Genomic DNA, 23,697 nt, shown 5'->3' on the forward strand with positions numbered 1-23,697 from the left:
ATATTCATGGCGTGCCGCCAAGCCAGAACAGCGCCGGGTCGAGATCGCAGATATCTGCGATTTTCGCGACGCAGAGGTCGGGTCTGGGCGTGACGGCAGTGCTTTCGGCGTCCATCGCGTAATGACCCTGGCGAACTAGGACGGTCGTTAGCCCGTGGCCCATCGTGCGCTTCATGGCGGCCAGCAGGTGGGGCTTGTCGTCGATCATGACATGGTGGCTGCCGGGAAAGCGCCGTTGCACCAGGTCCAGGCAGCGCTCTTTGTGAATGACGATCAGAACCTGGCCATCGACCCTCTCGCTCAGTCCGGCGCGCGTGATCTTGCGCGGCTGAAAGACAATATCGCCATCGGAGAGTATGGCCGTGCTGCCCAGGGAGCGCAGATGCTCAATCACCTTGAGAGCCCCTGGGTAAAGTCGGTCCTGGAAGGGATATTCCAGCAGAAATTCGGCCATTTTTTGCAGGGCCGTATCGTCTTCACAGTCGTTGCGCAGTTTTTGCAAGACGCCCAGGTAATCGACATAGCCGAGTGAGTCGCGTAGCTCGGCATGGATATGCCAATAGCGTTCGCGTTCTTCGCGGCCAAGCTCGCGATCCAGTTGTTGGGTCAGGTCGGCGGTGAAACGGTCGTTATCGAGCAGGGTGTTGTCGACATCCAGCAAAAACACGATACCGATAGCGGTCAGCACGGTGTGGCCTCCTCGGGTTTGGGGTCATGCCAGCCTTCCTCGTCACTGACGATATTCATCGCGGCGGTGGGCCCCCAGGTGCCCGGGAGATACTCATGGATCGCTGATGCCTGCGCGAAAATTGGGTCAATGACCCGCCAGGCCGCTTCTACGCTGTCATCACTGGTGAACAGCGACGGGTCACCGTGAATGGCATCACGCAGCAGGCGCTCATAAGGCAGTTTTTCGCTGCGCGACTGATGGCGTGCAATCAGTTCGACGGGCTCGCCGCGCATGGCTTCGCCGGCCTGTTTGACTCTGGCGCCGACCGAAATAACCACCTCCGGGCTGAGTCGGAAGCGGAAGTAGTTAGACGTTGCCAAACTGATTTCGTCAAAAATGGCTAGGGGAGGACACTTCAAGTGAATCACCACTTCTGTGGCGGTAATGGGCAGGTGTTTGCCGGCGCGGATGTAGAAGGGCACACCCGCCCAGCGCCAGGTATCGATATACAAACACAGTGCCGCGAAGGTCTCGACCTGCGAGTCTGCCGCCACGCCCGCTTCGCCGAGATAGCCCTTGAACTGACCACGGACTACCTGGCTGGGATCTAGCGGCCGCATGGCACGGAGCAGACGCAGCTTTTCGGCACGCATGGCTTCCGGCTCGCGTCCGACCGGCGCATCCATCGCCAGCAGCGCAATCACCTGCAACAGGTGGTTTTGCACCACGTCGCGGAGCGTGCCGACCTCGTCGAAGAATGCACCACGACTCTGCACACCAAAGCTTTCGGCCATCGTGATCTGGACGTTGTCGATGTGGTCTCGATTCCAAACGGGATCGAGAAAGGCGTTGGCAAAGCGGAAGTACAGCAGATTTTGCACCGCCTCTTTGCCCAGATAGTGATCGATCCTGAACACGGCCGACTCTTGAAAGACCTTGTGCAGCGTTCGATTCAGCGCTTGCGCGGAGGCGAGGTCGCGCCCGAACGGCTTTTCGACAATGACGCGGGCATTCTTCACGCAGCCTGCGTTAGCCAGTCCCTGCACAACAGCGCCAAACATGCTGGGGGGAATCGCCAGGTAATGGAGCGGGCGTTTAACATCGCCCAGAAGCAGCTTCAGGCTTTCGTAAGTGGCGGGGTCGCGATAGTCGCCATCTACATAACGAAGCTGTGCCGACAGCTTGGCGAAAGCATCGGCATCGACCCCCCCGTTGTGTTCAAGGCTGTCGTGCGCTCGCTCGCGCAACTTGTCCAGACTCCAGCCGGCACGCGCCATGCCGATGATGGGCATGGACAGCTCACCGCGCTTGATCATGGCCTGCAGGGCTGGGAAGATTTTCTTGTAAGCCAGATCGCCGGTGGCACCGAAGAAGACCAGTGCGTCGGAGCAGGGAGCAGTCATCGTGGCGCATCCGGCAGGTGTGCCCGTTGAATACGCACATCGACGACATGATCCTGATGGTCGTCGGTGAGCGGAATGACGCTATCAAGCTGCGCAATGCCATCGAGTGTCATGGTGATGGTGTTACTGGCCTCTGGAGTTGAGATCTGCGTTAGCTGAATCCGATAGGTCGTCTCGCGATAGCGATAGCGCAGGGATAGCGTTGGCCATTCATCTGGCAGGCAGGGAGCCAAGCGCAGCGTGTCACCTTCCAAATTCAAGCCCAGCAAGGACTCCACGATCAGTCGATAGAACCATCCTGCCGAGCCGGTATACCAGGTCCAGCCGCCACGACCGGTATGCGGAGACACGGCGTAAACATCGGCGGCGATGGCATAGGGTTCCGTCTTGTAAATGGCGACAGCATGAGCATCTTGGGTGTGATTAAGCGGATTGATCATCCTCATCAGCTCCCAAGCGCGGCGACTATCTCCCTGCTTGGCAAAGGCCATCGCGGCCCAGATCGCCGCATGGGTGTATTGGCCGCCGTTCTCGCGGACACCGGGGACGTAACCCTTGATGTAGCCGGGATTCATGGCGGAGGTGTCGAACGCGGGATCGAGGAGCTGGATCAGGCCTTTGTCGCGACGCACCAGACGGCTATCGAGGGCATTCATGGCCGCGGTTGAGCGATCTTCATCGCCAGCGCCGGATAGCACGGACCAGCTTTGCGCGATGGAATCGATGCTGCATTCCGGATTGGTTGCCGAGCCCAGCGGGGAGCCATTATCGAAATAGGCGCGGCGATACCAGTCGCCGTCCCAACCATGTTGCGCGAGGTTGTCACGCAGCTTGGCGGCTTCATCCAGACAGCGCTCGCCGAACGCGGGGTCACCCTGCTGGTGTGCCAGATCAGCAAACGAGATCAGGACGTCATACAAGAAGAATCCCAGCCACACGCTTTCACCCTGGCCATGGATGCCGACCAGGTTCATGCCGTCGTTCCAATCGCCGGATCCCATCAGTGGCAGGCCATGCTGACCAAAGCGAAGTCCATGCTCAATCGCGCGGACACCATGCTGGTAAAGGCTGGCTGTTTCCGAGGTATGCCCGGGCAGGTCGTAATAAGACTCTTCTTCGGTGCCCAGTGCTCGGCCCTGGAGAAAGTGCAGCTCAGTATCCAAGACGCCGATGTCGCCTGAGCTGAGCACATAACGGCAGGTTGCCAGCGGCAGCCAGAGGTAGTCATCAGAACAGCGTGTGCGAACGCCGCGCCCGGCGGGCGGGTGCCACCAATGCTGCACATCACCTTCCTCATACTGGCGTTCAGCACAGCGCAGCAAGTGCTCACGTACGAGCTGGGGTTGCGTATGCACCAGCGCCATAACATCCTGCAACTGATCGCGAAAACCGAAGGCACCACCGGACTGGTAGAAGCCGCTGCGCGCCCAAAGTCGGCAGGCCAGCGTCTGGTAGACCAGCCAGCCATTGGTCAACACATTCAGGGCTGGATCTGGGGTGTCCACCTGTATGGCGCCGAGCGTGTGCTGCCAATAACGCTGAACTTTTTCCAGAGCGGCACGCGCCGAACCCGTGACACGCAGTCGTCGTGCCAAATTGCGAGCCTGCTGGAGGTCACGCCCGGCGCCAAGACGGAAGATGATTTCACGCTCCTGGCCGTCGGCGAGATCGAAGGGAACCTGAATCGCCCCACAGGGGTCCAGGGCAGCGCCGAGCTTGCCGGAAAGTCGTGACTGCAGCATCGCCTCCGGAGACCTGAGCGATCCGTTGCGGCCCATAAACTCGGTGCGATCGCCCGTCAGGGTTCGCGACAGATCGTCAACATCGAGAAAAGCGACACGCCCATCAAACTCCGTGTTGTAGGCATTGCGCGCGAACAGGGCACCACTGCCAGGATCCAGCTCGGTCACGACATGCATGGCCGATTTCGAACGAAGATCCCCCAACACCCATTCCACATAGCTGGTTGCCGAGAGCCGGCGCAGGCGGCCGGAACCGTTGCGTACTTTCAGTACTGAGAATTTGACGGCATCGACCAGATCCACATAGACCCACAGCTCCGAGTGAATGCCGCCGGTGGTATGTTCGAACACACTGTAGCCAAAGCCGTGCCGAGTCACATAAGGCATGGCGCCGCTACACGGCAGCGGCGAGGGCGACCAGAAATGTCCACTTTCCTCATCGCGCAGGTAGATGGCCTCACCGCCGGACGCTCCTACCGGGTCGTCGCTCCACGGCGTCAAGCGGAACTCATGGGCATTCTCGCTCCAGGTGTAGCCCATCCCGCTTTCCGAGATCACCGTGCCGAAATTTGGATTGGCCAGCACATTTACCCAGGGGGCGGGGGTCATCTGAGCCTGTGCCGTGGTGATGACATATTCGCGACCATCTGCCGTGAAGCCGCCGAGTCCGTTGCTCAGAATCAGGTCTGCTCGGGGGGGGGCTGGCGTTACGGCTGGCTCGGATCGATGGGTTCGGGTGGGTACAAGCCGTATCGATTTTTTCTCTGAAATGTCCCGGCGCTTGATCTGCTCTGCCAGGCTGCCTCGGCTGTCGGCAATGATCACGCGCGCCACGGCTTGCAGCAGGATGCGATCCTCATTGGATATCTGCTCGGCAGAGCGCACGAAGATGCCACCGGGTCGGTCAATGAGATTGGTTTCCGTGCCGGTGGCGATCAGCCCCATGATCCGATCTTGCAGCTGCTGTCGGTAACTGATGTGGTCTTCGTTCCAGATCACTAGATCCACCGCCAGACCCTTCAGGCGCCAGTAGGCATGACACTGGATCATCTGGCGCGCCAGTTCGATGTGAGCCGCATCGGCAATTTTCAGCAGCACAATCGGTAAGTCGCCCGAAATGGCATAGCCCCATAAGCCGGATTGCCCTCGCCGATTTTGCATGAGCACGCCGGCGTCGGCGCGCAAGGAGGCATTGGCATAGAGTACGGAGCCGGCCAGGTGTCGGTATACCTGGGCATCGGATTCGCTGGCGTTAATTTGTCGCAGGGTCACGCCATTGTGTGTCCAGGCGAGGTCGAAAACGCGATCGGCAAGATGACGGTCCTGATATTTATCCACCAGTGCCATGCAGGTATCGCGACTGTCCGTGGCTCCCGAGACCAAATCAATCGTGGCCGATGCGCCGGCTTCGACGGTGATCCTGCAGCGAATGGCGACGATAGGATCGAGCACGGAACCCTGCGTGTCGGACAGCGCACGGGTATCACTCATGGCCAGTGGTGCTGCTAGGGTGCGGCCGCGACCCAAGAAGCGCATGCGATCGGTCTCGTAGGAGACGGCAGTGACGGCGGTGCCGTTTGTTGCTAGCAGGTGAAACATCCACGGCGATGGCTCGCCGCTCGAACGCGGGCGTCGGGTGCAGAGAATGGCCCGGCGACTATCGAGAATCTCCGTTTGCACGAACAGATTTCCGAACGCCGGTTGCATCAGGTCAGCGGCCGGTGCTGCCAGAACGACTTCCGCGTAACTCGTGATCTCGATGATTCGTGGAGATTGACTACGGTTGCTGATGCGAACTCGGCGCAGCTCGATGTCATCCTCGGGCGAGACGACGATTTCGGAGTAAGTTTCGATGTCGTGATCGCGTCGCCGATATTCGGCGCGGCCCTCGGAAAACAGGGTCTCGTAACTTTCTGCAGGCTTGACGGTGGGCTGATGCGTTGCTGACCAGAATTCGCCGCTGACCACATCACGGACATAGATGAACGAGCCCCAGCCATCACAGGTGCTGTCTTCGCGCCAGCGAGTGACGGCGAGATCCTTCCAGCGGCTGTAGCCACCTCCGGCATTGGTGACCATGACCTGATAGCGCCCGTTGGACAGCAGGTTTGCTTCGGGCACGGGCGTGTCCAGTCCGATGGACATGTGCGTGGCGGCTTCCGAGGTGTCGCAGAAGGCGCCACCTTCGGCATGCTCGGCCATCTGCACTTGCATCGTCGAGACTTTCGGAATGCGCTCCTGCAGCAAGAGCAGGGTGGCCTGGAGCTGAGGGTCAGACTCGAAGCGCCGCTGCATAGGCCGGTCGAGCAGCACATAAGCCAGTGACAGCAGATTCATGCCCTGATGATGCGCCATGAACGATTGCACAATCACGCTGGTCTGGCCGTTCCCGAGGCGGGAAGGTGTGTAGTCGATGGCTTCATAGAGTCCGAAACGACCTTCCAGACCGCTGGCGGCCAAGCGTTGAAGGTTGGCGCAAGCTGCCTCAGGCTCGACCATCAACGCCATTGCAGAGGCATACGGCGCGATGACGGAATCTTCTGCCAGTCCACGTTTCAGCCCGAGCCCGGGCACGCCGAACGCGTGATACTGATAATTCAGGCTGGCATCAATAGTGTTGTAGCCAGACTCCGAGATTCCCCAGGGCAACATGCGCTGGCGTCCATAGGCGATCTGCCGAGCTACAGCGGCCTGACAGGTCTGATTAAGCAGCGTGCCATCGTAAGTGGGCATCACCAGCAGCGGCATCAGATACTCGAACATCGATCCGCTCCAAGACACCAGCGTTGGCGTGCCCCCTACCGTTGTCAGTAGTCGGCCCAGCGCAAACCAGCTTTCCTGCGGCAGTTGCCCTTGCGCAATGCCAACAAAGCTAGAGAGCCTGGCCTCCGAGGCCAGCAGGTCGTAGAAGTTGTTATCTCTTCGGCATTCATCGACGTTATAGCCGATGGCCAGCAGGTGCCGCGTTCGGTCATAAAGCAGTGCGTACTGCATATTCGAGAAGTCGGTAGCCGCCGCGATCAGGTGCTCGATGGCGGCCATGCGCTGAGTCGCGTGCTCGTGTCCGTTCATGAGCAAGTCGTTAAACTCGCGAAGCCACTGGGCTTCCTCTGCTGTTGTGGCCACCTGAAGTCTTGTCTTGATGGCGGCTTGATGTGCGGCGATACGTTGCGGTAGCTCACGCAGGCTAGGTATCTCGGCCACATCCGCGAAGCTGTCGAGCCCTGCAGGAGGGGCAGGCAGATGCAACCAGGGCGTCAGGTGGTGCAGTTCTGCCAGTGCTGCCTGGCACTGCTGTTGAAAGGCATTGGCCCAAATGTGCACCTGATCTGCTTGGCTATCGTCGAGCTCAGCGAGCAGCTGGGTGGCATCGCAAGTCAGTGCCTCTAGGCATTGCATCAGCGTGGGCAGCGTCGTGGGCGGAAGTCCGCCGCTGGCCTCCAATCGTGCTTGAATGTGCGTCGTCAGTGCCGCTTTCGTGTCGTTGGCGGCATCAACATGGATGCTCAGCGTATCGGTGAGTCCCTCGAAAAGACGAGTGCCCAGAAGACGTTCATCGGGCAGCGCGATCAGCCCGGCACGCAGGGTCAGCAAATGGCCGGCGAGGTTGCCGCTATCGACCGATGAAATATAGCGAGGCGGCAAGGGTTGCAGCGATTGCGTGTCATACCAGTTGTAGAAATGCCCTTGATGCCGTTCCAGTTTCGCCAGGGTACGAAAGCTGCTTGCGGTTCGTTCAACCAGCAGGCCGGCAGTAATGAAACCAAAATCGTAGGCGGCCAGATTGGCGAGTACCGCCAAGCCCATGTTGGTCGGAGAGGTGCGGTGCGCGGTTGTCGGGCCCGGGCTTTCCTGGAAATTGTCGGGCGGCAGCCAATTATCGTCGGCGTTGACAAAGTGCTCGAAGAATGACCAGGTTTTACGCGCGATCTTGCGCAAGAAAATGCGTTGCTCTGCGGCCAGCCTGGCCTCACGCCGCTGCTGAGGCTGGCTGAGCCACCAGACGATATTCGGTGCGGCAAGCCAGAGGCAAAGTATGGGACTGGCGGCCAGCAGCGCCTCAGGTCTTGACCAATTCAAGGCAACTGCCGCGACCACGGCAACAGGCGTGATCCACAACGTTCGGTATGAGGCTGCCAGACCGGTGCCGGATAAGCGGCTTGAGTCATCGGATACCTGCCACTCCAACAAGTGCCGATGGCTGATCAGCATGCGCCAGCTAGCACGCAAGATGGCACTGAGGCTGAGTAGGGCCTCATGAGGCAGACAGGCTATTCTCAGCCCAGACAAGGCGAGGTTGTGTATGACTGCGTGCAGCACATAATTGAGATGCTGACCCAGGGGCGCATCCTCTGCTTTGCGGAGCGTGTCTGCGCAGGCACTGAGCAAGGGGGTGACCAAGACGATCCCGAACACGGCTAAGGTCCAGAACCACGCGTAGGATGTTGCAGACCAGCCCAAGATCAGCAACAGCACAAGCGCGACGGGCACGGTGCTGCGACGCAAGTTATCGAAAATCTTCCAGCGTGAAAGTGCTGACAGCGGGTTGGCCAGACGGCCCTCTGGCCCCGGAACGCTTGGCAGCAACCATTGCGCGATTTGCCAGTCGCCGCGAATCCAGCGCTCTTGGCGACACATATCAGCGTCGTAGCGGCTCGGATACTCGTCATATAAGTACAGATCGCTGATCAGTCCGGAGCGCGCATAGCAGCCTTCGAGCAGGTCATGGCTGAGAATTCGGTTATCGGGAAATCGCTGTTGAAGCGTGTGCTCAAAGGCATCGACATCGTAGATGCCTTTGCCGATGAAGGAGCCCTCGCCAAACAAATCCTGATAGACATCAGAAACCGAGCGCGTATAGGGATCGATGCCGGGCTCGCTGCCACAGAGTTGCGCATAGCGGGATCGACTCACTCCGGACAGGCTCGCGGCCATACGTGGCTGCAAAATGCCGTAGCCACCAGAGACACGCTGTGTGTTTTCGTCATAGCGCGGATGATTCAGCGGATGTGCCATGGCCGCGATGAACTGTCTTGCGGAATCTCTGGGCAGCTGCGTGTCGGTATCTAGCGTGATGACATATTTAACGCTCGTCAGGGCAGCAATGTTGCCGACTAGCACTGAAAAGCGATTCTGCCCTCGGCCGCGCAGCAGCGCGTTTAAGTCTGCAATTTTCCCGCGTTTGCGTTCATGGCCCATCCAGACGCGCTGGGAGGCATCCCAGGTTCTTGGGCGATGAAACAGAAAAAAGCGATCGAGAGCCGAAACTCTGTATTTTTCGTTCAACTTTTCGATACCCTGGCGAGCGACCTGCAACAGAGCAGCATCCTCAGGCAGCGTTTCTTGATCAGCGTCAGGGAGGTCTGTCAGCAGGCCGAAGTGCAGATGCTCGTCTTGGTTACCCAGAAAGCGAACCTCCAGTGCCTCGATGAGATCATCGACCTGTCGGGCATTGCCGAGCAGCGTCGGTATGACCACCAGCGTTCGCAGTGCTGGCGGCAGGCCATCCTCAAAACTCATGCGAGGCAACAATTGCGGTGTGGCCCACTGGGTCGCCAGCCAATGCGTCAGCGAGGAGGCGAGTTGGCTAGCAGAAAGTACGCACAACAGCCCGAAAAATAACAGGCGCCAGCCCTGCATCCCATCTTCATAAGCCAAGGACACTGCACTGGCAGCGAAGACGGTGGTCATTGCCAGAATGGCACCAAGGTAGAGCGAAAGCGGGTGTTGACTCAGCCAGAATTGCAGTTGCTTTAGCTCGGATTTTTCGGCCGCGATGGCTCGTTCCAGCTCGAGTAAGCCCTGATCAATCAGGTAATAGCCCACATGGCGGGTCTGCGCGTTGCTGTTGTTGATCGTCTGCTGGCGAGCCAGCTCTATGGCATGGCGAGCCACTTGGATTTCGGATAGATGACTGTGTTTGGCCAGATTGGCAACAGCATGTCGATAGCGATCTCGGGTCGAGAAGTCCATGTCACCATAAACTCCATCAACGTCCTCACGCAGGGTGTGTTCCACAATGCTCATGCTTTCTACGAAGACGCGCCAGTCAATGGCACTTAGTGCGCGTAGGCTGCCAATCGTATTGCTGATGGAGACTTGGTCAGCTGCCTGTTGCTGATTTTCGGAAATCACCATCTGTTCGATGGTCATGCTCGATTCGGCCAGTCGTTGCTCAATCCATGTCAGGGGCAATGCTAGCGCAGGGCCATGGCCCTGTAGGCGTCGGGCTAGCTCGGCAATAAACGGACTGACCATCGGCGGGTTCGAACGCGCCATGTCAGCGATGATTAAAATCAGACTCTTGGGGTCACTTTCCGCGGTATCCATCATGAGAGTTGCCCAGTCTTGGGCCTGATTAACATGAATTCTGGCCGCCGTGATGCGTGCGCCAACGCGACGCAAGTTCTCGATAAGCGCCAGGCGTAGCATGATCGGTATAGCCCAGAGCTCGCCGAGCGTGAGTGGCGTTACGGTCTGATAAGCCAGAATAAAGCGTTCGAGTGTTTCCGGATCAACGCGTCCATCACCATGCGAAACGGCCTCCAGCGCAAGGTCATAGACACGAGGTAAATCGCAGGATGGCCCTTCTGCCAGTCGTGGTAGTTCGCGGCTGTAGCCTTTGGGCAGATGCTTTCGTGCCGTACGAATTTGATCATCGATTAAGTAGAAGTTGTCGAGTAACCACTCCCCGGCTGGCGTGATGCGCAGCTTCGTCTTTACGGCTGTTGTCAGCAGGCCGCAAGCACGAATCAGCACCTGTTCGTTTTCATCCAGTCGCGTTAGCAGTCGATCCTGCAGGGAGGCTGTACTTAAGCTATGTCTTCCTGCCAACGCTTTGCCATGTTGCTCCATTTGATCGGCGCTGAATAGTTCCGCACGAAGCGGAAGCTGCTCGTCGTTGTCATTCAATACGACCGGTTTGCAGCTTCTGTTGTTCATTGCGTGTCCTTTCATCGACGGCTCATATGACCCGCCTGCCTTGGATAACGCGAATCAGCAGCACGATGATCGCCACAACCAACAGGAGATGAATGAAGCCACCCATGGTGTAGGCCGAAACCAGACCCAACGCCCACAAGACAATAAGCACCAGCGCGATAGTCGAGAGCATGTTTGTATCTCCAGTCACTAGTTCAATGCGATATGCACATCTGCAGACTAGGCCGGGAGTCTTCATGGAATCGGTGCGCCAGCACACACAAGGCGGTCGCTGCATCGGTTCCTTGTGTGTCCTGGCGAACAGACCCTGAACAGAGCATCACTCAGGCTGCGCTACATCAAGAGGCAAGGCACTACTCCCGTGTCATTTACAGACGAGCGCTTTGCGAAAGGATGATCCTGTGACAAACACGAATGTGGCACGCGTAGTAAATCGATTGATCGAAGGCTTGCCGCGCAAGGAGCGGGGCAGAATGCTGGAGAGCTGTGACGTGGTGAATTTGGATTTCGGTTCAATTCTCTGTGAACCTGATCAGCCCTTCAAACATGTTTACTTTCCATTGACGGGCTTCATCTCCTTGGTCGTTGCGGTGAAGGGGCATCAGCCGCTGGAAATGGGCCTAATCGGTAATGAAGGCATGTTGGGTGTGACGCTGGCGCTCGCGGTGTACAACGTACCCCTGCGCGGCGTCGTGCAGGGTTCTGGCACAGCCTTGCGCATGTCAGCCGTGCAACTGCGCAGTGCCTTGCGCGACAGTCCTATCTTGGTTCGCCGCCTGCATCGCTATTTGTACGTATTGATGGCACAGCTATCGCAAGGGGCCGCCTGCATCCATTTCCATGAGGTCGATGCCAGGTTGGCGCGTTGGCTACTGATGACACACGATCGCGCACATGCCGATCACTTTCACCTGACACACCAATTTCTGGCTGACATGCTCGGCGTTCAGCGCAGTGCAATTACCATCGCGGCAGGCGCATTGCAGAGAAGTAAGCTAATTGAATACACCCGGGGTGAGATTCGAATTCTTGATCGCAGCGGTCTGGAGGCTGCCTCGTGTGAGTGCTACCGGGCGCTGGTGGCGGACTATGCTGAGCAACTTGATTAATACAGGCGCATGACTGGCTTGGTACGAACCTCCGTGTAAGCATGACAATCAGTCCTGCTGTTAGAGAGCGCACACAAAAATCGGCTATCTCAGGGCTATGTGCGGTACCGTACATACCTATCTGTTGTTTCCGGCTAATGTCGATACCATTGGGATGATATTTCCCCTTGTCTATTTTGTAGCATCTTTGTCTTACTGGTATTGATATGTCCCCAACCCCTGAGCCGGAAGAAAACCATCTTCTGGCTGCCTTGCCACCTGAAGTACAAGCGCGCATTTTCCCGCATCTATCCCTCGTGCCATTGCCGTTGGGCAAAGTGCTCTATGAATCGGGTGATGAGCTGCGTTATGTCTATTTCCCCACAGACGCCATCGTTTCCCTGCTTTATGTCATGGAGAGTGGCGCGTCTGCCGAGATCTCAGTGGTTGGCAATGAGGGTCTGATTGGTATTGCCTTATTCATGGGTGGCGAGAGCACACCGAGCCGAGCCATTGTGCAGAGTGCCGGCCATGCCTATCGACTCAAGGGGCAATTGCTCAAAGATGAGTTCGGTCTCCATGGTGATCTGTTGTTGCTGATGTTGCGCTACACCCAGTCATTGATCACCCAGATGGCGCAGACAGCAGTGTGCAATCGCCATCATTCGGTAGATCAGCAGCTGTGTCGCTGGTTGCTATTGTCGCTGGATCGTCTGCCAAGCAATCACTTGACCATGACCCAAGAGCTGATTGCTAACATGCTGGGTGCCCGTCGCGAGGGTGTTACGGATGCTGCCGGTAAGCTGCAGAAGCTGAATGTGATCGAGTACAGCCGAGGTCATATCACCGTGTTAGACCGCGCGCGTCTCGAAGAATTGAGCTGTGAGTGCTACGCCGTCGTCAAAAAAGAAACAGATCGCCTCCTACCATACGTTCCTCAGCGCTCGCTGTCTGTACTGTAGCGAACAGAGCAGAGATCAAAAGCTCGTCATACTGACGGGTGGGACTGAGTTCAGCACCTTTTCCGCGTCACGCTCGACTTTTGCTGTGCTGCAGGAAAAGCTCGTGCCACCAGAGAATGCTGGGCAAGTTACCAATGATTTGATCGATGCATTGCCAAACCGGGAGCGCCTCAGCCTATTGGCACTGAGTGAGCCGGTTGATTTGTTGTTCGGAGAGGTATTGTGCGAGGTCGATGAGGCCTTTCATCATGCCTACTTTCCGCTAAGTGGCTTCATTTCCTTGGTTGCGCAGACTATTGGCCACAGACCACTGGAAATGGGACTCATCGGCAGTGAAGGCATGTTGGGCGCTACCTTGGTGCTTGGCATAGCAGAAGCGCCATTGAGAGCAGTGGTGCAGGGCAGTGGTACTGCCTTTCGTATCGAAACGGGTCAGCTAACGCGTGCGCTGCAAAACAGTTCTGCCTTGCAGCGTGTATTGCTTCGCTATGTTTCCGTGACCATGGCCCAGCTCGCGCAAACAGCCGTCTGTAATTGCTTTCATGAAGTGGATGCGAGGCTCGCCCGCTGGCTGTTGATGACGCATGATCGAGCACATGCCGATCATTTTCAGCTTACCCAGCAATTTCTGGCAGGCATGTTGGGCGTGCAGCGAGGTGCGGTTAGCGTTGCCGCCGCCACGCTGCAACAGAAGGGTCTGATTCACTACACCCGGGGTGATATCACCTTACTTGATCGGATTGGTTTAGAAGCAGAGTCCTGCCTCTGTTATCGCATCATGTTAAACAATCATTTGCGCTTATTCAGCGGTAGTCCCTGAACGTGGGATGCCAATCAGCAGAATAAGCAGCAGCATGACCAGCACAATGAAAACAATGCCCAGCGGCTTTTGTCTAAAGTTTCGCTTGATCATCAAATTACCCAGCAGTTCATGATCAACCTGAGTTTGTGAGGTGACTTTCATCGCGGGTCTCCTTGGGTTGAAGCGGTTATCGTGCGGTCGGTAAATCTTCCAGCATGCTGGCCAACTCATCCGCGTGCTTTTCTTCCACAGCCAAAATAGCCTTAAGCATCTGGCTGGTTGTTGAGTCTTGCTCAGCCAGGTAATCAATCACTTCGCGATAGCTGTCGATGGCAATGCGTTCCGCAATCAGGTCTTCTTTGATCATGTCTGCCAAGGAGTGCCCGGTTACATATTCCGCATGACTGCGCTGGCTCAAGGTGTCTGGGCAGAAGTCAGGCTCGCCGCCCAATTGCACAATCCGTTCGGCAATTTGATCGGCATGACCCTGCTCTTCATTCGCGTGTATTAAAAACTCTTCGGCAATGCTTTTGGCATGCATCCCGCGCGCCATAAAATGATGGCGACGGTAACGCAATACGCAGACCGTCTCCGTCGCCAAGGCATCGTTCAGCAGCTTGATGATCATGACCCGATCAGCGGCATAGCCGTGTGTGATGGCGCCTTCCTGAATATGCTGCCGTGCTTGCTGGCGCAGCGTTTCAACGTTGCTCAATACCGTTTTTTCGGTCATGAGATCCCCCAGGCTGAGTACTACACCAGTCTCTGATGTCTGAATGAAAGCTTCGCGATTTCGCTTGATCAGATCGGGCGCACGCCATGACAGGCCTGGAGCACCAGTCGCAGGAATCCTCTTGTGCGCCAGCGTTGCTTTGACGCGACTTAGTACCAGAAGCCCAATGATGATGACAGCGGCTACTGCGTTCCATTCCTGATTTACATTCAGCACTTCAGCGCCATAAATGAGGCCGCTCATTAACAGAACGATCCCCACCAGATGCATCAGAGACATGGTGTGTACTCCGTTAGGCTCCCGAAGGAGCAAGAATCAAATAGCCTTATGAGTCAGGTCATTTTTCACTGAAGTAACGCCATGAACGGCGCGTGTAACTTGCATGGCCTTGTCAATTTGCCACTGTGAGTCAACAAAGCCCGAGAGCTGAACATTGCCCTTAAAGGTATTGACCTTGATGTCCATTGAGTTGATGTCTTTTTCGGCCAGCAATGCCGTCTTGACTTTGGTGGTGATGGCCGAATCAGACATGACGGCACCGGCGCTGCGCTCGTGGCCGTGGTGGCTACAGCCGGTGATGACCAGACCACTGGTGGCTAGCATGATGGAGGCAAATAGGGTCGTGATTTTCATGAGAGTGTCCTGGTGCAGAAAGTCATGCAGGCTTGCATATCACCGAGACTGACCTGGCAAGGCGGTGTCGTCTGTGCGGCACCGTACGTTCAAAGCCAGTAGCTGCCGAGTCGTGCCAGTTGCTCTTGCAGACGCAGCAGCCATGAGCGTCGCTGCCATTGTTTCAGCAGGATTTCATCGGATGCCGCGAGATCTTCGGCGAACATGACATTCATCTGTTGGGCGAAGTCGCGGCTCAGGATGACCGCATTGATTTCGTCGTTATGCAGAAAGCTGCGCCAATCGAGATTGGTGGAGCCGACCGTTGACCAGACATCATCAATACACGCTGTCTTGGCATGCATGATGGCACCACGACGCTCATAAAGCCTGACGCCAACCCGCAGCAAGGCCGTGTAGTGGGAGCGGCCGAGCTGGTGTATGGCCCAGGAGTCTGTATGACTGGGTAGGATCAGTTGAACCGTGACACCCCGTTTGGCCGCTGCGCCAAGGGCTTCAAGCAACTGCGAATCGGGTGCGAAGTAAGCGATGGTCAGGGATATGTTTTTCTCCGCATGGCGGATAGCTGACATTAAGGTCAAGTAGATGGGGTTAAGGGCATCATCCGGCGTGCTGCCGATGACTCGAACAATCTCATTGCCTCGTGGTTTGAGTTCGGGGAAGTAGTTTTTCGAACGCAGTGCCGGGCCACGTTGCCGTTCCCAGGAGGCCATAAACAATTTTTGAAATTCGGCCACCACGGGCCCTTCGATCCGGATATGCGTATCTCGCCAGCTGGTTGTATGGTTAGCGGTGCGTTGCTTAGCCTTCGGCATATGCCCAGAGGGTGCACTGGAATAGCTTTCGCTGATATTGACGCCCCCGGTAAAGGCGACAGCACCATCGATGATCAGTTGGCGACGATGGTCGCGATTGTTGAGCCGCCATTCACGCTGATTGCTGGTGAGCGGATTCAGTGGATTGAAGGCCAACACGTTGATGCCGCCCTCACGTAAACGATCAAAGAATGCGGCGGGTGTCATCACGGTGCCAAAGCTGTCATGGATGATATTGACTTGTACGCCTGCCGCTTGCCGTTCCAGCAGTAATGCCGAGAACTGACGACCGATGTCATCGTCATCGAAGATGTAGGTTTCGAGATTGATATGATGCTTCGCTGATCGTATGGCCTTGAACATGGCACGATAGGTGTTTGGGCCATTTTGTAGCAGGCTTAGTCGGTTGCCCAACACCAGCGGGTTATCGATATTGACAGCCTGTTCGTACGCCAAGTGGCGAGCCAGAATATCGGAGTCACTGTTTTTACCTTTTAGCTTGCGCAGTGCGGTCTTGGCGTCAGCCACGGACACCTGACCCTGAGCAGTGCTAAAAATGACCTCTGAGTTGGTGCGCCTGTTCTGTGCCGACTCCACATCCGGTAGCGAAGCACACCCTGTAATCACAAAGGTCGCTGTGGCTAAAAAGGTGGCTAGGCTGTTTGGTCCGAAGAAGGTCATGGTGGTCGGTCATGACCTAGTTCTGGGGTTACTGTGCTATGGTCATCGCGTTGTTCGAAATGATGACCTCGACGCGGCGATTCTGCTGCCGACCTGTGGCCGTATCATTACCTGCTACTGGCGAGCTTTCACCCAACCCGGTAGCCGTGAGGCGACCACCATCGATACCCTTGCGTGCCAAGTAGGCTTGCACAGCATTGGCACGGCGCTGCGACAGTCCCTGATTAGCGGCATCGCTGCCGACGCTATCCGTATGACCCTCGATGATGACGGTACGATCCTTGTACGTATTAAGAAAAATGGCGAGCTTGCTGAGATTAGTAGTACTGCCGCCCTTTAGACTTGATTTGCCCGTTTGAAAAAGAACGTCACCCAGCGTAACCACCAAGCCGCGTTCGGTTGCCTTGGCATTGAGTGCGTCAATTTCCTGCTGCAAGACCGCTGACTCTGAGCGCGCTGCAGCACTATCTCGACGGGAAAGCTCAGCGTGGGCTCGAGCGTTTTGTGCATCCAGACGAGCAGCGTTGCTGTCACTGCGTGCCACGTTGGCTTCTTGTGTGCGGGCGTCAAGACGCGCTGTCTCACCTTGTGACTTCAGTTGTCCGCGTTGGTCTTCAGCCAAGCGAGCCTGCGCCAAGGCGATGGCGGTGCTGACCTTGCGCTCAGCCAGTATGACTAAATGCTGTGAAAGCTCCTTGTCTTTGCGGGGTTGCTCGGCGGCGACCACGGCAGCTTCGGCTTCCTCAATCGCCACCGGTGCACGGCTGGCCAGTTGCGAATCGGACTGCAGGCGGCTCAAGTCAGCACGAACATTGGCGGCTCCTTCCGGTGCTGCCCTATTCATGGCACAGCCACTCATCAAGAGAATTGCCAGGGAAACAGCTAGGGGTTTTGCGACGGTATAAAGAGGCATGTTCATGGGGTGACTCCCGAGTTATTGCGCTGCATTTCCTGTTTCAGGATGGTGTTGCTTTTGCGCATATCGTCATTGACGACAATGGCTTTGGCCGCTGCTGCTTTGGCGGTGGCCAGTTCGGCATCGGCCTTGGCTTGCTCAGCCAGTCGCAGCGCTAGCACCATTTTTTCGTCCTTACTGGCGGCATTGGCGGCAGCCAAGTTTTGGCGTGCCGAGTTCAGCTCAGGCGACGCGTAGTCAGCCACGCGCGCATTTTCTGCATTGGTAATCGCTTGTTCGGCAGCTTGCAGGGCGCTGGTTGGAGGCGGAGCAGATGCGCAGGCTGCCAACAGAAGCATGCCGGCCGTAAGCGTGACAAAACGCCACGGTGAGCTTAGACGTTGTGACGATGCCGATGATGCTGAATTCTGGCTCATGATCTTTCTCTTGAGAGTCTGCCAGCATGCCTGATGGCATCTGGTCTGCTATGGAGTGTCACGACCTGTGTGAACGAGTTCGGTGCGCTGGCGCACACAGGCGCGATCTTGTGAAAACCAAAAGGCATTAGGTGTTACAGCGTGAGTCCTTTCGATTGAACACGTTTAACGCCACGGACGTTGCTGGCTAGCTCGACGGCCAGGGCATGCTCGACAGCGCTGCCGACCTTGCCACTCAACAGGACGACACCTTTACTGGTCGTTACCGAAATTCGGTTGCTATCAATATTGCTGGAGTAGAGCAGTGTTGATTTCACCTTGGTGGTGATCCAGCTATCCGCTACTTGAAGCGCTGCCTTGTCTGCTTTGCGCTTCGCGGTCTCAGCCGCTGTTGGCTTGTCAGGATTAATCGTCAAAGTGTTGTTGATGCTGGTAACACCGCGTGTATTGAGAGCTAGGCGGCCCGCCAGATCCTTAGCCACGCGGCTTTCAGCCGTACCGCTCAGCGTCACTTTGCCGCGCTGTGTATCTACATTTATCGCCACGCTGCTGGTGTGATTGCTCCACAGCAGCTTGGATTTGACCGCTGAAGTGATCGTGGCGTCCTCAATGACTTCACCGTAAGTGCGTGTGGAAGAAGGCACGGTGGGTGCGTAGTCCGCTTGCACTACGATCTGGTTGTCTACGGACTTGATGCCGCTAACGCCCTTAGCGATCTCGGTGGCAAGGTCTTTGTTCACATCCTCGGCAACTTTGCCGGTTAAAGTGGCTTTGCCATTTTCTACGGTGACGGCGAGGTCATTGGCCCGCAAAAAAGGGCTCAAGGCGTAGGTCGTCCAGATCTGAGATTCCTGACGTGCATTGATAACGTCCTGTGAAGGCTTGGCGGCTGCAAATGCACCCGATGATAAAGACGTAGCGATAGCAATACTGGAAGCCAGTAATAGTTTGCGAAAGGGTGTTGGCATGATAATTCTCCGGCATATGGAATGCGGTTATGACAGGGAAAACATAGGCCCGGCACATCCATGACCTTGTGCATGAAGGCAGTCTCTGGTGTGCCGGGTGGTTACGCGTGCTGGCTGAATGCTTGAGTCAACAATCAAGTCTTGTGTTTGTCGAAGAACGCTTTGACTTGCTTGTCTGCTTCTTCGTGAGCGATGGTGTAGCGCTCCTGAACAAGTCCAGCTAATTTCTGCGCGTGGCCTTCGATCTTGAGCAGCTCGTCATCCGTTAGCCTGCCCCAGACGACTTTTGCAGCACCCACTTGTTGCTTCCATTGGGCTTTGAGACTCTCCACACTGGGCGTATTCATGGGGTCACCTTCTGTTCGAATTCATCATCTTCGGGCGACGCTGGCTGCGTCGGCTTTTTACCCTTCACGGGAAGAATCAAAGGCTTTTGATTGGCGTTATCGTCGGCCTGAGATGTCTTTTTCTGTCGTCCCGATTGGGTCAATTTACTATTTGAACTCTGATCATTTGATACGTACATGGTGTACCTCGTGGGAATTCCACTCATCGACAAATGCCGGGGAGCTGGCAACAAACACTAGGGAGATCGGAATCGATGGTCTGTGCGGCAGCGTACCGAGAGGTCGTCCGCACTGGACTAGGGTGTTTTGAGAGCGCTCTTCGGCGCTTACAAACTCGGGAGGTCATCATGAAGCTATCCCATCATTGGGCTTCACGTGAAAGGAGGAGGTTGATATGAACCACGCACACCATCCCATGAGTGAACTCTTCAAACAGCTCGGGCTCCCCTTTAAGCATGGGCAGATTCAGACGTTTCTCGCCGAGCACAGTCCATTGCCCCCGGGAAGATTGTTGGCAGATGCCTGCTTCTGGAGCGCGTCGCAAGCCAGCTTTTTGCGCGAGGCAGTGGAGCAGGATTCAGATTGGGCTGTCATTGTGGATCAGTTGAGTCAAGCCTTAAGAGGGGCTGTGTCATCCGTTGATTGATGCCGCCGTGTGTCAGGTTACATCCCCCATTCGCAGAGCAGGACACCCATGAATACAGTTGTCGCTAAGTCTTCTTTTACCGCAGCGTTGAAACGCAAGCCTCGCGTTATGTATGTCGATAACGAGAGTAATCGCCGCATCGTGGCATCGTTGCAACAATTACATGAAAACTTCACGCCCACGCCGTGGCTATCCAACCCGCATACGCAATTGCTTTTTCATAGCCTGCGCAAGAACTTCGGTCGCCAGAGGCGGCAGAGTGACATGCTCTATGATCACCAAGATGTTTTAACCATGCGAGATAGCGGCCGCACGGCGTTGCTCTGGTCTGGCCATGCACTGCCGGTGATCACGCCAACTATTGTCGTGCTCCATACCATCACTGGAAGCCCGGCGAGCATGGCGGAGCTTGTGCAGGATCTCCGCGTTGCCACCGGATGGCGAGTGGTGCTTTGTCTGCGTCGGGGGCACGCCGATTTGCCCTTGCTCACGCCGCGTCTGAACATTCTGGGCTGCACCGACGATCTGCGCGAGCAGCTCGAGGTTATCCGCACGCGTTATCCCGAATCACCGTTGTATGGGGTAGGCTCGTCTGCAGGCTCGGGTCTGCTGGTACGTTATCTGGGCGAAGAGGGCACTGCATCGCCATTTCGCGCCGCATTCGCCTACTGCCCTGGTTACGATACCGATATCGGTTTTGATCAAGTGCGACCGTTCTACAGTCGTGTCATGGCAAAGCGGCTGGTCCGACAGTTCATCACGCCGAATTTGCCCAGCATCGGACACCTGCCCACGGCTGCCCGTCTGAGAGGTGCCAAGGATTTGGCCGCTTTTCATCGAGAGATCTACGAATTGGCCGGGCATAACAGCTATGCCGCTTACGATCAGGCCAGCAACCCGATGCATGTTTTCAGGAATGTGACCACGCCGTTAATGTTGCTCAATTCGGAAGACGATCCGGTATGCCGTATCAGCAATCTCGCCCCTTGGATTGAGGGCTTAGGTCAAATGCCGAATGTCATTTTGGTCACCACGGCTAAGGGCAGTCATTGTGCACATTACGAAGGTTGGTCGGCACGCTCTTGGTCAGCGCGACTCATGAGCGAATATTTTGGCGTCATGCAGAGACTGACCTAGCGATTGGGACTCAAATATGGGGAGCCGTTGAGAACTTAGGCAGTACTCAAGACCGAGCGAAATCTATAAATTGCACTTGCTGCGAAGCGCCTCAAGATCAATGGCGTCGGCCATTAACTTAAATCCAGCGGCGTTTGGGTGAAGTAAGTCCGGTGTGAAGAGCACTGGGTTGGGCACGCTAGGCAAGCCTGGCATGGCGAGCACGTTGGCAAAATCGATGACGCCATCGACCTTTGCTTCTTGTCGTATCCACTCATTGATTTTCACGCGCTCGGGCTCTTTGACGGTTGGGCCATCTGGAAACCAGCCAAAGGCAACATCCATTCGCGGTGCAATAGTGGCCATAAAGACACACAGGCCAGCATTTTTGGCACGGCGAGCCATGTCTTCAAGGCCAGCAATGACGGGCTCTGCCTTAATGCCGCCACCCAAGTCATTGGTGCCTTCGAAAATGATTACGCCGCGAACACCGGATCGTTGCAGTACATCACGCTCAAAGCGAAGCACGGCCGGACTGCCACGGTTAGGGTCATCCTTGGGCATTTCTGTCACCGTATTGCTGTTTAGGCCTTGATTAAGAATGCCGATGTGCTGACCTGAGTCATTCAGCCGCTTTGCGAGCCAATCTGGCCAACGCTGATTCAATACTTGATAAGCGCCGTCGGTGATGGAGTCGCCAATCGCAACAAGGGCTCCTGGAGATGCTGTGTTAACGACATCGAGACCCGTTAGGAAGAACCAGCCAATCGACAGATCAAGAAAGGAAAGTCCGGTTTTGTCTTGGGTCACATCGCCACTGCCAGGGGCACTGATGTATTGCGGGGCGAAGCTTACGGCATGCCATGTCATAGGCCCTGATTCGCCTGGAATGTAAAAGCTAACCGCCAGATCTTCTTGCGCATTCAGTGTGAACACAACGGGGTCGCTGATGACCTCTTCGCCGGGCTGGGCAACGACAAAGGGTTTTCCAGCAAAGCTCAGAGGTACGCTAGCGCCATTGAGGATCGGTGTCTGTGGCAGTACGCGGGCAAGACTGACGGACTCAAATCGAATAGGGCGGTCGCCTTTCAAATTTGAAAGGCGAATGCGAGCTTGTGTGCCACTAATAGTGGGGTTGATGATCATGCGAAAGCTTTGATCGCGTGCTTGATTATTCTCAAAGCGTGCCGTGGTGATGGAGCCCGGTGTTTCGCCCACAGGGGTATCACGTGCCAACGGTCCAAAAGGATATGGGCCGTAGGGTGCAGTAGACCAAGCGCCAACCAGATTATGGTGTGTCTTGGCGGCGGGTTGAGTCGGATCACTCTGTGAAGAACCACAACTGACTAAAAAGAGCGCAATTAAGAGGGCAAAAAATGGACGCAACATGGATCGTCTCAACAGTAGCGAATCATTATTATTTTTTTATCGCTTTAACGCTGGCGAGTGACACGAGTTCGCTAGCCAGCCGTCAATTAGTCTTAATGCAGCAAGTTAAACTGAAGTACGTAAACCAGAGCGCCCGCCATGTAGCCGGCCAATGCCAACAGGCTGATGTTTTTCATATACCAAACAAATTCGATTTTCTCTAAGCCCATCGCAGCTACCCCCGCGGCTGAACCAATAATCAAAATCGAACCGCCAGTGCCCGCGCAGTAAGCCAGAAACTCCCACAGGAAGCTGTCGGTGGGGAATTGTTCCAGGCTGTACATGCCCATGGCAGCAGCCACGAGGGGAACGTTATCGACAATCGCGCTGGCAATGCCAATCAAAAACACAATGATGTCTAAGCGGCCTACGGTGGTGTCTAGCCAGCCCGCTAAATCAGTGAGGACGTGCGAGTGCTCTAGGGTCGCTACCGCCAAAAGAATACCAATAAAGAACACGATGGATGCCATGTCGATACGGGTTAAGGCATGCACTAGCGTCAGGTGGTGCTTGTCCTCTTCGGCCTTGTTGCGATGCAGAAGGTCGGCGACTAACCAAAGAATACCTAAGCCGAAAAATACGCCCATAAAGGGGGGTAAATGCGTGACGGTTTTGAAGATGGGCACGGCGATGAGTGCGCCGAGCCCCAAGAAGAACACCAAATTACGCTCTAAGGCGGTCGTAGAGATTTCCTTGGCCGAATTAACCGGCTGTGCGGGCGGCACAACGGGCTTTCCGCGCAGCATGAAACTAATGATCACGAGCGGGACCGCGAGACTCACGATCGAGGGCAAAAACACGCCTTGAATAATATTGACTGGGGTGATCTGGCCGCCGATCCACAGCATGGTGGTGGTGACATCGCCGATGGGCGACCACGCACCACCCGAGTTCGCGGCAATCACGACCATTCCCGCAAAGAGCAGGCGATCACTGTGCTTATCAATGAGCTTCTTCAGCAGCGAAATCATGACAATGGTAGTGGTGAGGTTGTCGAGAATGGCGCTTAGAAAAAACGTCACGATACCCACCAAAATCATCAGGGAGGAGAGTTTGGTGGTTTTGATGTTGCGAGTAATCACTTCAAAGCCGTTATGCGCATCAATCACTTCAACAATGGTCATGGCGCCAATCAGGAAGAAGACAATCTGTGCGGTGCTGATGAGCGTTTCTGACAGCTCATGGCTGACAACTTCAGTGTTGTTAGTGGCGATGGCGTAAATCGTCCACAGCAAGCCTGCGCCTACCAGCGCTGAGGCGGATTTATTGACTTTAAGGGGATGCTCAAGCGCGATGGCTAGGTAGGCTAAAACAAAGATCAGAATCAGTGCAGTGATCATGGTGTTCCCGAATTGAGTGCTTTTAATCAGACTGAGAAGGCACATTCTA

19 protein-coding genes are annotated in these 23,697 nt (G+C 56.0%); 5 read left to right on the forward strand and 14 right to left on the reverse strand.

Annotation, left to right across the window (positions count from 1 at the left end; all coding sequences use genetic code 11):
• Positions 1 to 4: 4 nt before the first annotated feature.
• Genes A8710_RS06010 through A8710_RS12210 form a run of 4 tightly spaced genes read right to left on the reverse strand, consistent with a single transcriptional unit; the run spans position 5 to position 10,929 of the window.
• On the reverse strand, positions 5 to 688 hold the full coding sequence (locus A8710_RS06010; RefSeq protein WP_068858659.1) for an HAD family hydrolase: 684 nt from the start codon (positions 686 to 688) through the stop codon (positions 5 to 7).
• Entirely contained in the window at positions 682 to 2,073 is a 1,392-nt protein-coding gene (zwf, locus tag A8710_RS06015; protein ID WP_068858660.1) for a glucose-6-phosphate dehydrogenase, read from the reverse strand. The genes A8710_RS06010 and zwf overlap by 7 nt, the downstream gene beginning before the upstream one ends.
• Positions 2,070 to 10,772: a glycoside hydrolase family 94 protein gene (locus tag A8710_RS06020; protein WP_082968692.1), complete on the reverse strand. Its 8,703-nt coding sequence runs from the start codon at positions 10,770 to 10,772 to the stop codon at positions 2,070 to 2,072. The genes zwf and A8710_RS06020 overlap by 4 nt, the downstream gene beginning before the upstream one ends.
• Positions 10,773 to 10,779: 7 nt before the next feature.
• Positions 10,780 to 10,929: a lmo0937 family membrane protein gene (locus tag A8710_RS12210; protein ID WP_157686317.1), complete on the reverse strand. Its 150-nt coding sequence runs from the start codon at positions 10,927 to 10,929 to the stop codon at positions 10,780 to 10,782.
• A gap of 229 nt (positions 10,930 to 11,158) precedes the next feature.
• Here A8710_RS12210 and A8710_RS06025 point away from each other — a divergent pair, with 229 nt between their 5' ends.
• From A8710_RS06025 to A8710_RS06035, 3 genes are all read left to right on the forward strand, one after another.
• On the forward strand, positions 11,159 to 11,866 hold the full coding sequence (locus tag A8710_RS06025) for a Crp/Fnr family transcriptional regulator (protein ID WP_227512997.1): 708 nt from the start codon (positions 11,159 to 11,161) through the stop codon (positions 11,864 to 11,866).
• A gap of 206 nt (positions 11,867 to 12,072) precedes the next feature.
• Positions 12,073 to 12,807 (forward strand): Crp/Fnr family transcriptional regulator, encoded by a 735-nt coding sequence (locus A8710_RS06030; protein ID WP_068858668.1) that lies wholly within the window; start codon positions 12,073 to 12,075, stop codon positions 12,805 to 12,807.
• A gap of 103 nt (positions 12,808 to 12,910) precedes the next feature.
• Positions 12,911 to 13,627: a Crp/Fnr family transcriptional regulator gene (locus A8710_RS06035; RefSeq protein WP_068860631.1), complete on the forward strand. Its 717-nt coding sequence runs from the start codon at positions 12,911 to 12,913 to the stop codon at positions 13,625 to 13,627.
• Here A8710_RS06035 and A8710_RS12215 read toward each other — a convergent pair.
• From A8710_RS12215 to A8710_RS06070, 8 genes are all read right to left on the reverse strand, one after another.
• Positions 13,607 to 13,771: a hypothetical protein gene (locus A8710_RS12215; RefSeq protein ID WP_157686318.1), complete on the reverse strand. Its 165-nt coding sequence runs from the start codon at positions 13,769 to 13,771 to the stop codon at positions 13,607 to 13,609. The genes A8710_RS06035 and A8710_RS12215 overlap by 21 nt on opposite strands.
• 25 nt (positions 13,772 to 13,796) lie before the next feature.
• Positions 13,797 to 14,342, reverse strand: coding sequence for a ferritin-like domain-containing protein (locus A8710_RS06040; RefSeq protein WP_068860633.1), 546 nt, complete (start codon positions 14,340 to 14,342; stop codon positions 13,797 to 13,799).
• Positions 14,343 to 14,657: 315 nt separating this feature from the next.
• Positions 14,658 to 14,975 carry a BON domain-containing protein gene (locus tag A8710_RS06045; protein WP_068858670.1) on the reverse strand — a complete coding sequence of 106 codons (318 nt, stop codon included), beginning with the start codon at positions 14,973 to 14,975 and terminating at the stop codon, positions 14,658 to 14,660.
• A gap of 89 nt (positions 14,976 to 15,064) precedes the next feature.
• On the reverse strand, positions 15,065 to 16,471 hold the full coding sequence (locus tag A8710_RS06050) for a phospholipase D-like domain-containing protein (protein ID WP_082968693.1): 1,407 nt from the start codon (positions 16,469 to 16,471) through the stop codon (positions 15,065 to 15,067).
• A 28-nt stretch (positions 16,472 to 16,499) separates the two neighbouring features.
• The gene (locus A8710_RS06055; protein ID WP_068858672.1) at positions 16,500 to 17,390 is read right to left on the reverse strand and encodes an OmpA family protein; all 891 of its coding nucleotides are present in this window, start codon (positions 17,388 to 17,390) and stop codon (positions 16,500 to 16,502) included.
• Positions 17,387 to 17,803: a DUF4398 domain-containing protein gene (locus A8710_RS06060; RefSeq protein WP_082968694.1), complete on the reverse strand. Its 417-nt coding sequence runs from the start codon at positions 17,801 to 17,803 to the stop codon at positions 17,387 to 17,389. Before A8710_RS06060 ends, A8710_RS06055 begins: the two co-directional genes overlap by 4 nt.
• Before the next feature lie 134 nt (positions 17,804 to 17,937).
• The gene (locus tag A8710_RS06065) at positions 17,938 to 18,771 is read right to left on the reverse strand and encodes a BON domain-containing protein (protein WP_068858674.1); all 834 of its coding nucleotides are present in this window, start codon (positions 18,769 to 18,771) and stop codon (positions 17,938 to 17,940) included.
• 134 nt (positions 18,772 to 18,905) lie between these two features.
• The gene (locus A8710_RS06070; RefSeq protein WP_068858676.1) at positions 18,906 to 19,118 is read right to left on the reverse strand and encodes a CsbD family protein; all 213 of its coding nucleotides are present in this window, start codon (positions 19,116 to 19,118) and stop codon (positions 18,906 to 18,908) included.
• Between the two features lie 394 nt (positions 19,119 to 19,512).
• On the opposite strand from A8710_RS06070, the gene A8710_RS06080 reads away from it, so the two are divergent.
• On the forward strand, positions 19,513 to 19,764 hold the full coding sequence (locus A8710_RS06080) for a DUF2789 family protein (RefSeq protein WP_068858680.1): 252 nt from the start codon (positions 19,513 to 19,515) through the stop codon (positions 19,762 to 19,764).
• Between the two features lie 48 nt (positions 19,765 to 19,812).
• A complete protein-coding gene (locus A8710_RS06085) occupies positions 19,813 to 20,901 on the forward strand; it encodes a YheT family hydrolase (RefSeq protein ID WP_068858682.1) in 1,089 nt (362 codons plus the stop codon).
• 63 nt (positions 20,902 to 20,964) lie between these two features.
• Here the strand turns inward: A8710_RS06085 and A8710_RS06090 are convergent, their stop codons facing one another.
• On the reverse strand, positions 20,965 to 22,269 hold the full coding sequence (locus A8710_RS06090; RefSeq protein WP_068858684.1) for a GDSL-type esterase/lipase family protein: 1,305 nt from the start codon (positions 22,267 to 22,269) through the stop codon (positions 20,965 to 20,967).
• 92 nt (positions 22,270 to 22,361) lie between these two features.
• A complete protein-coding gene (gene nhaD / locus A8710_RS06095) occupies positions 22,362 to 23,648 on the reverse strand; it encodes a sodium:proton antiporter NhaD (RefSeq protein ID WP_068858686.1) in 1,287 nt (428 codons plus the stop codon).
• Positions 23,649 to 23,697 lie beyond the last annotated feature (49 nt).

The sequence above is a fragment of the Perlucidibaca aquatica genome, from assembly GCF_001676655.1.
Lineage (GTDB): Bacteria > Pseudomonadota > Gammaproteobacteria > Pseudomonadales > Moraxellaceae > Perlucidibaca > Perlucidibaca aquatica.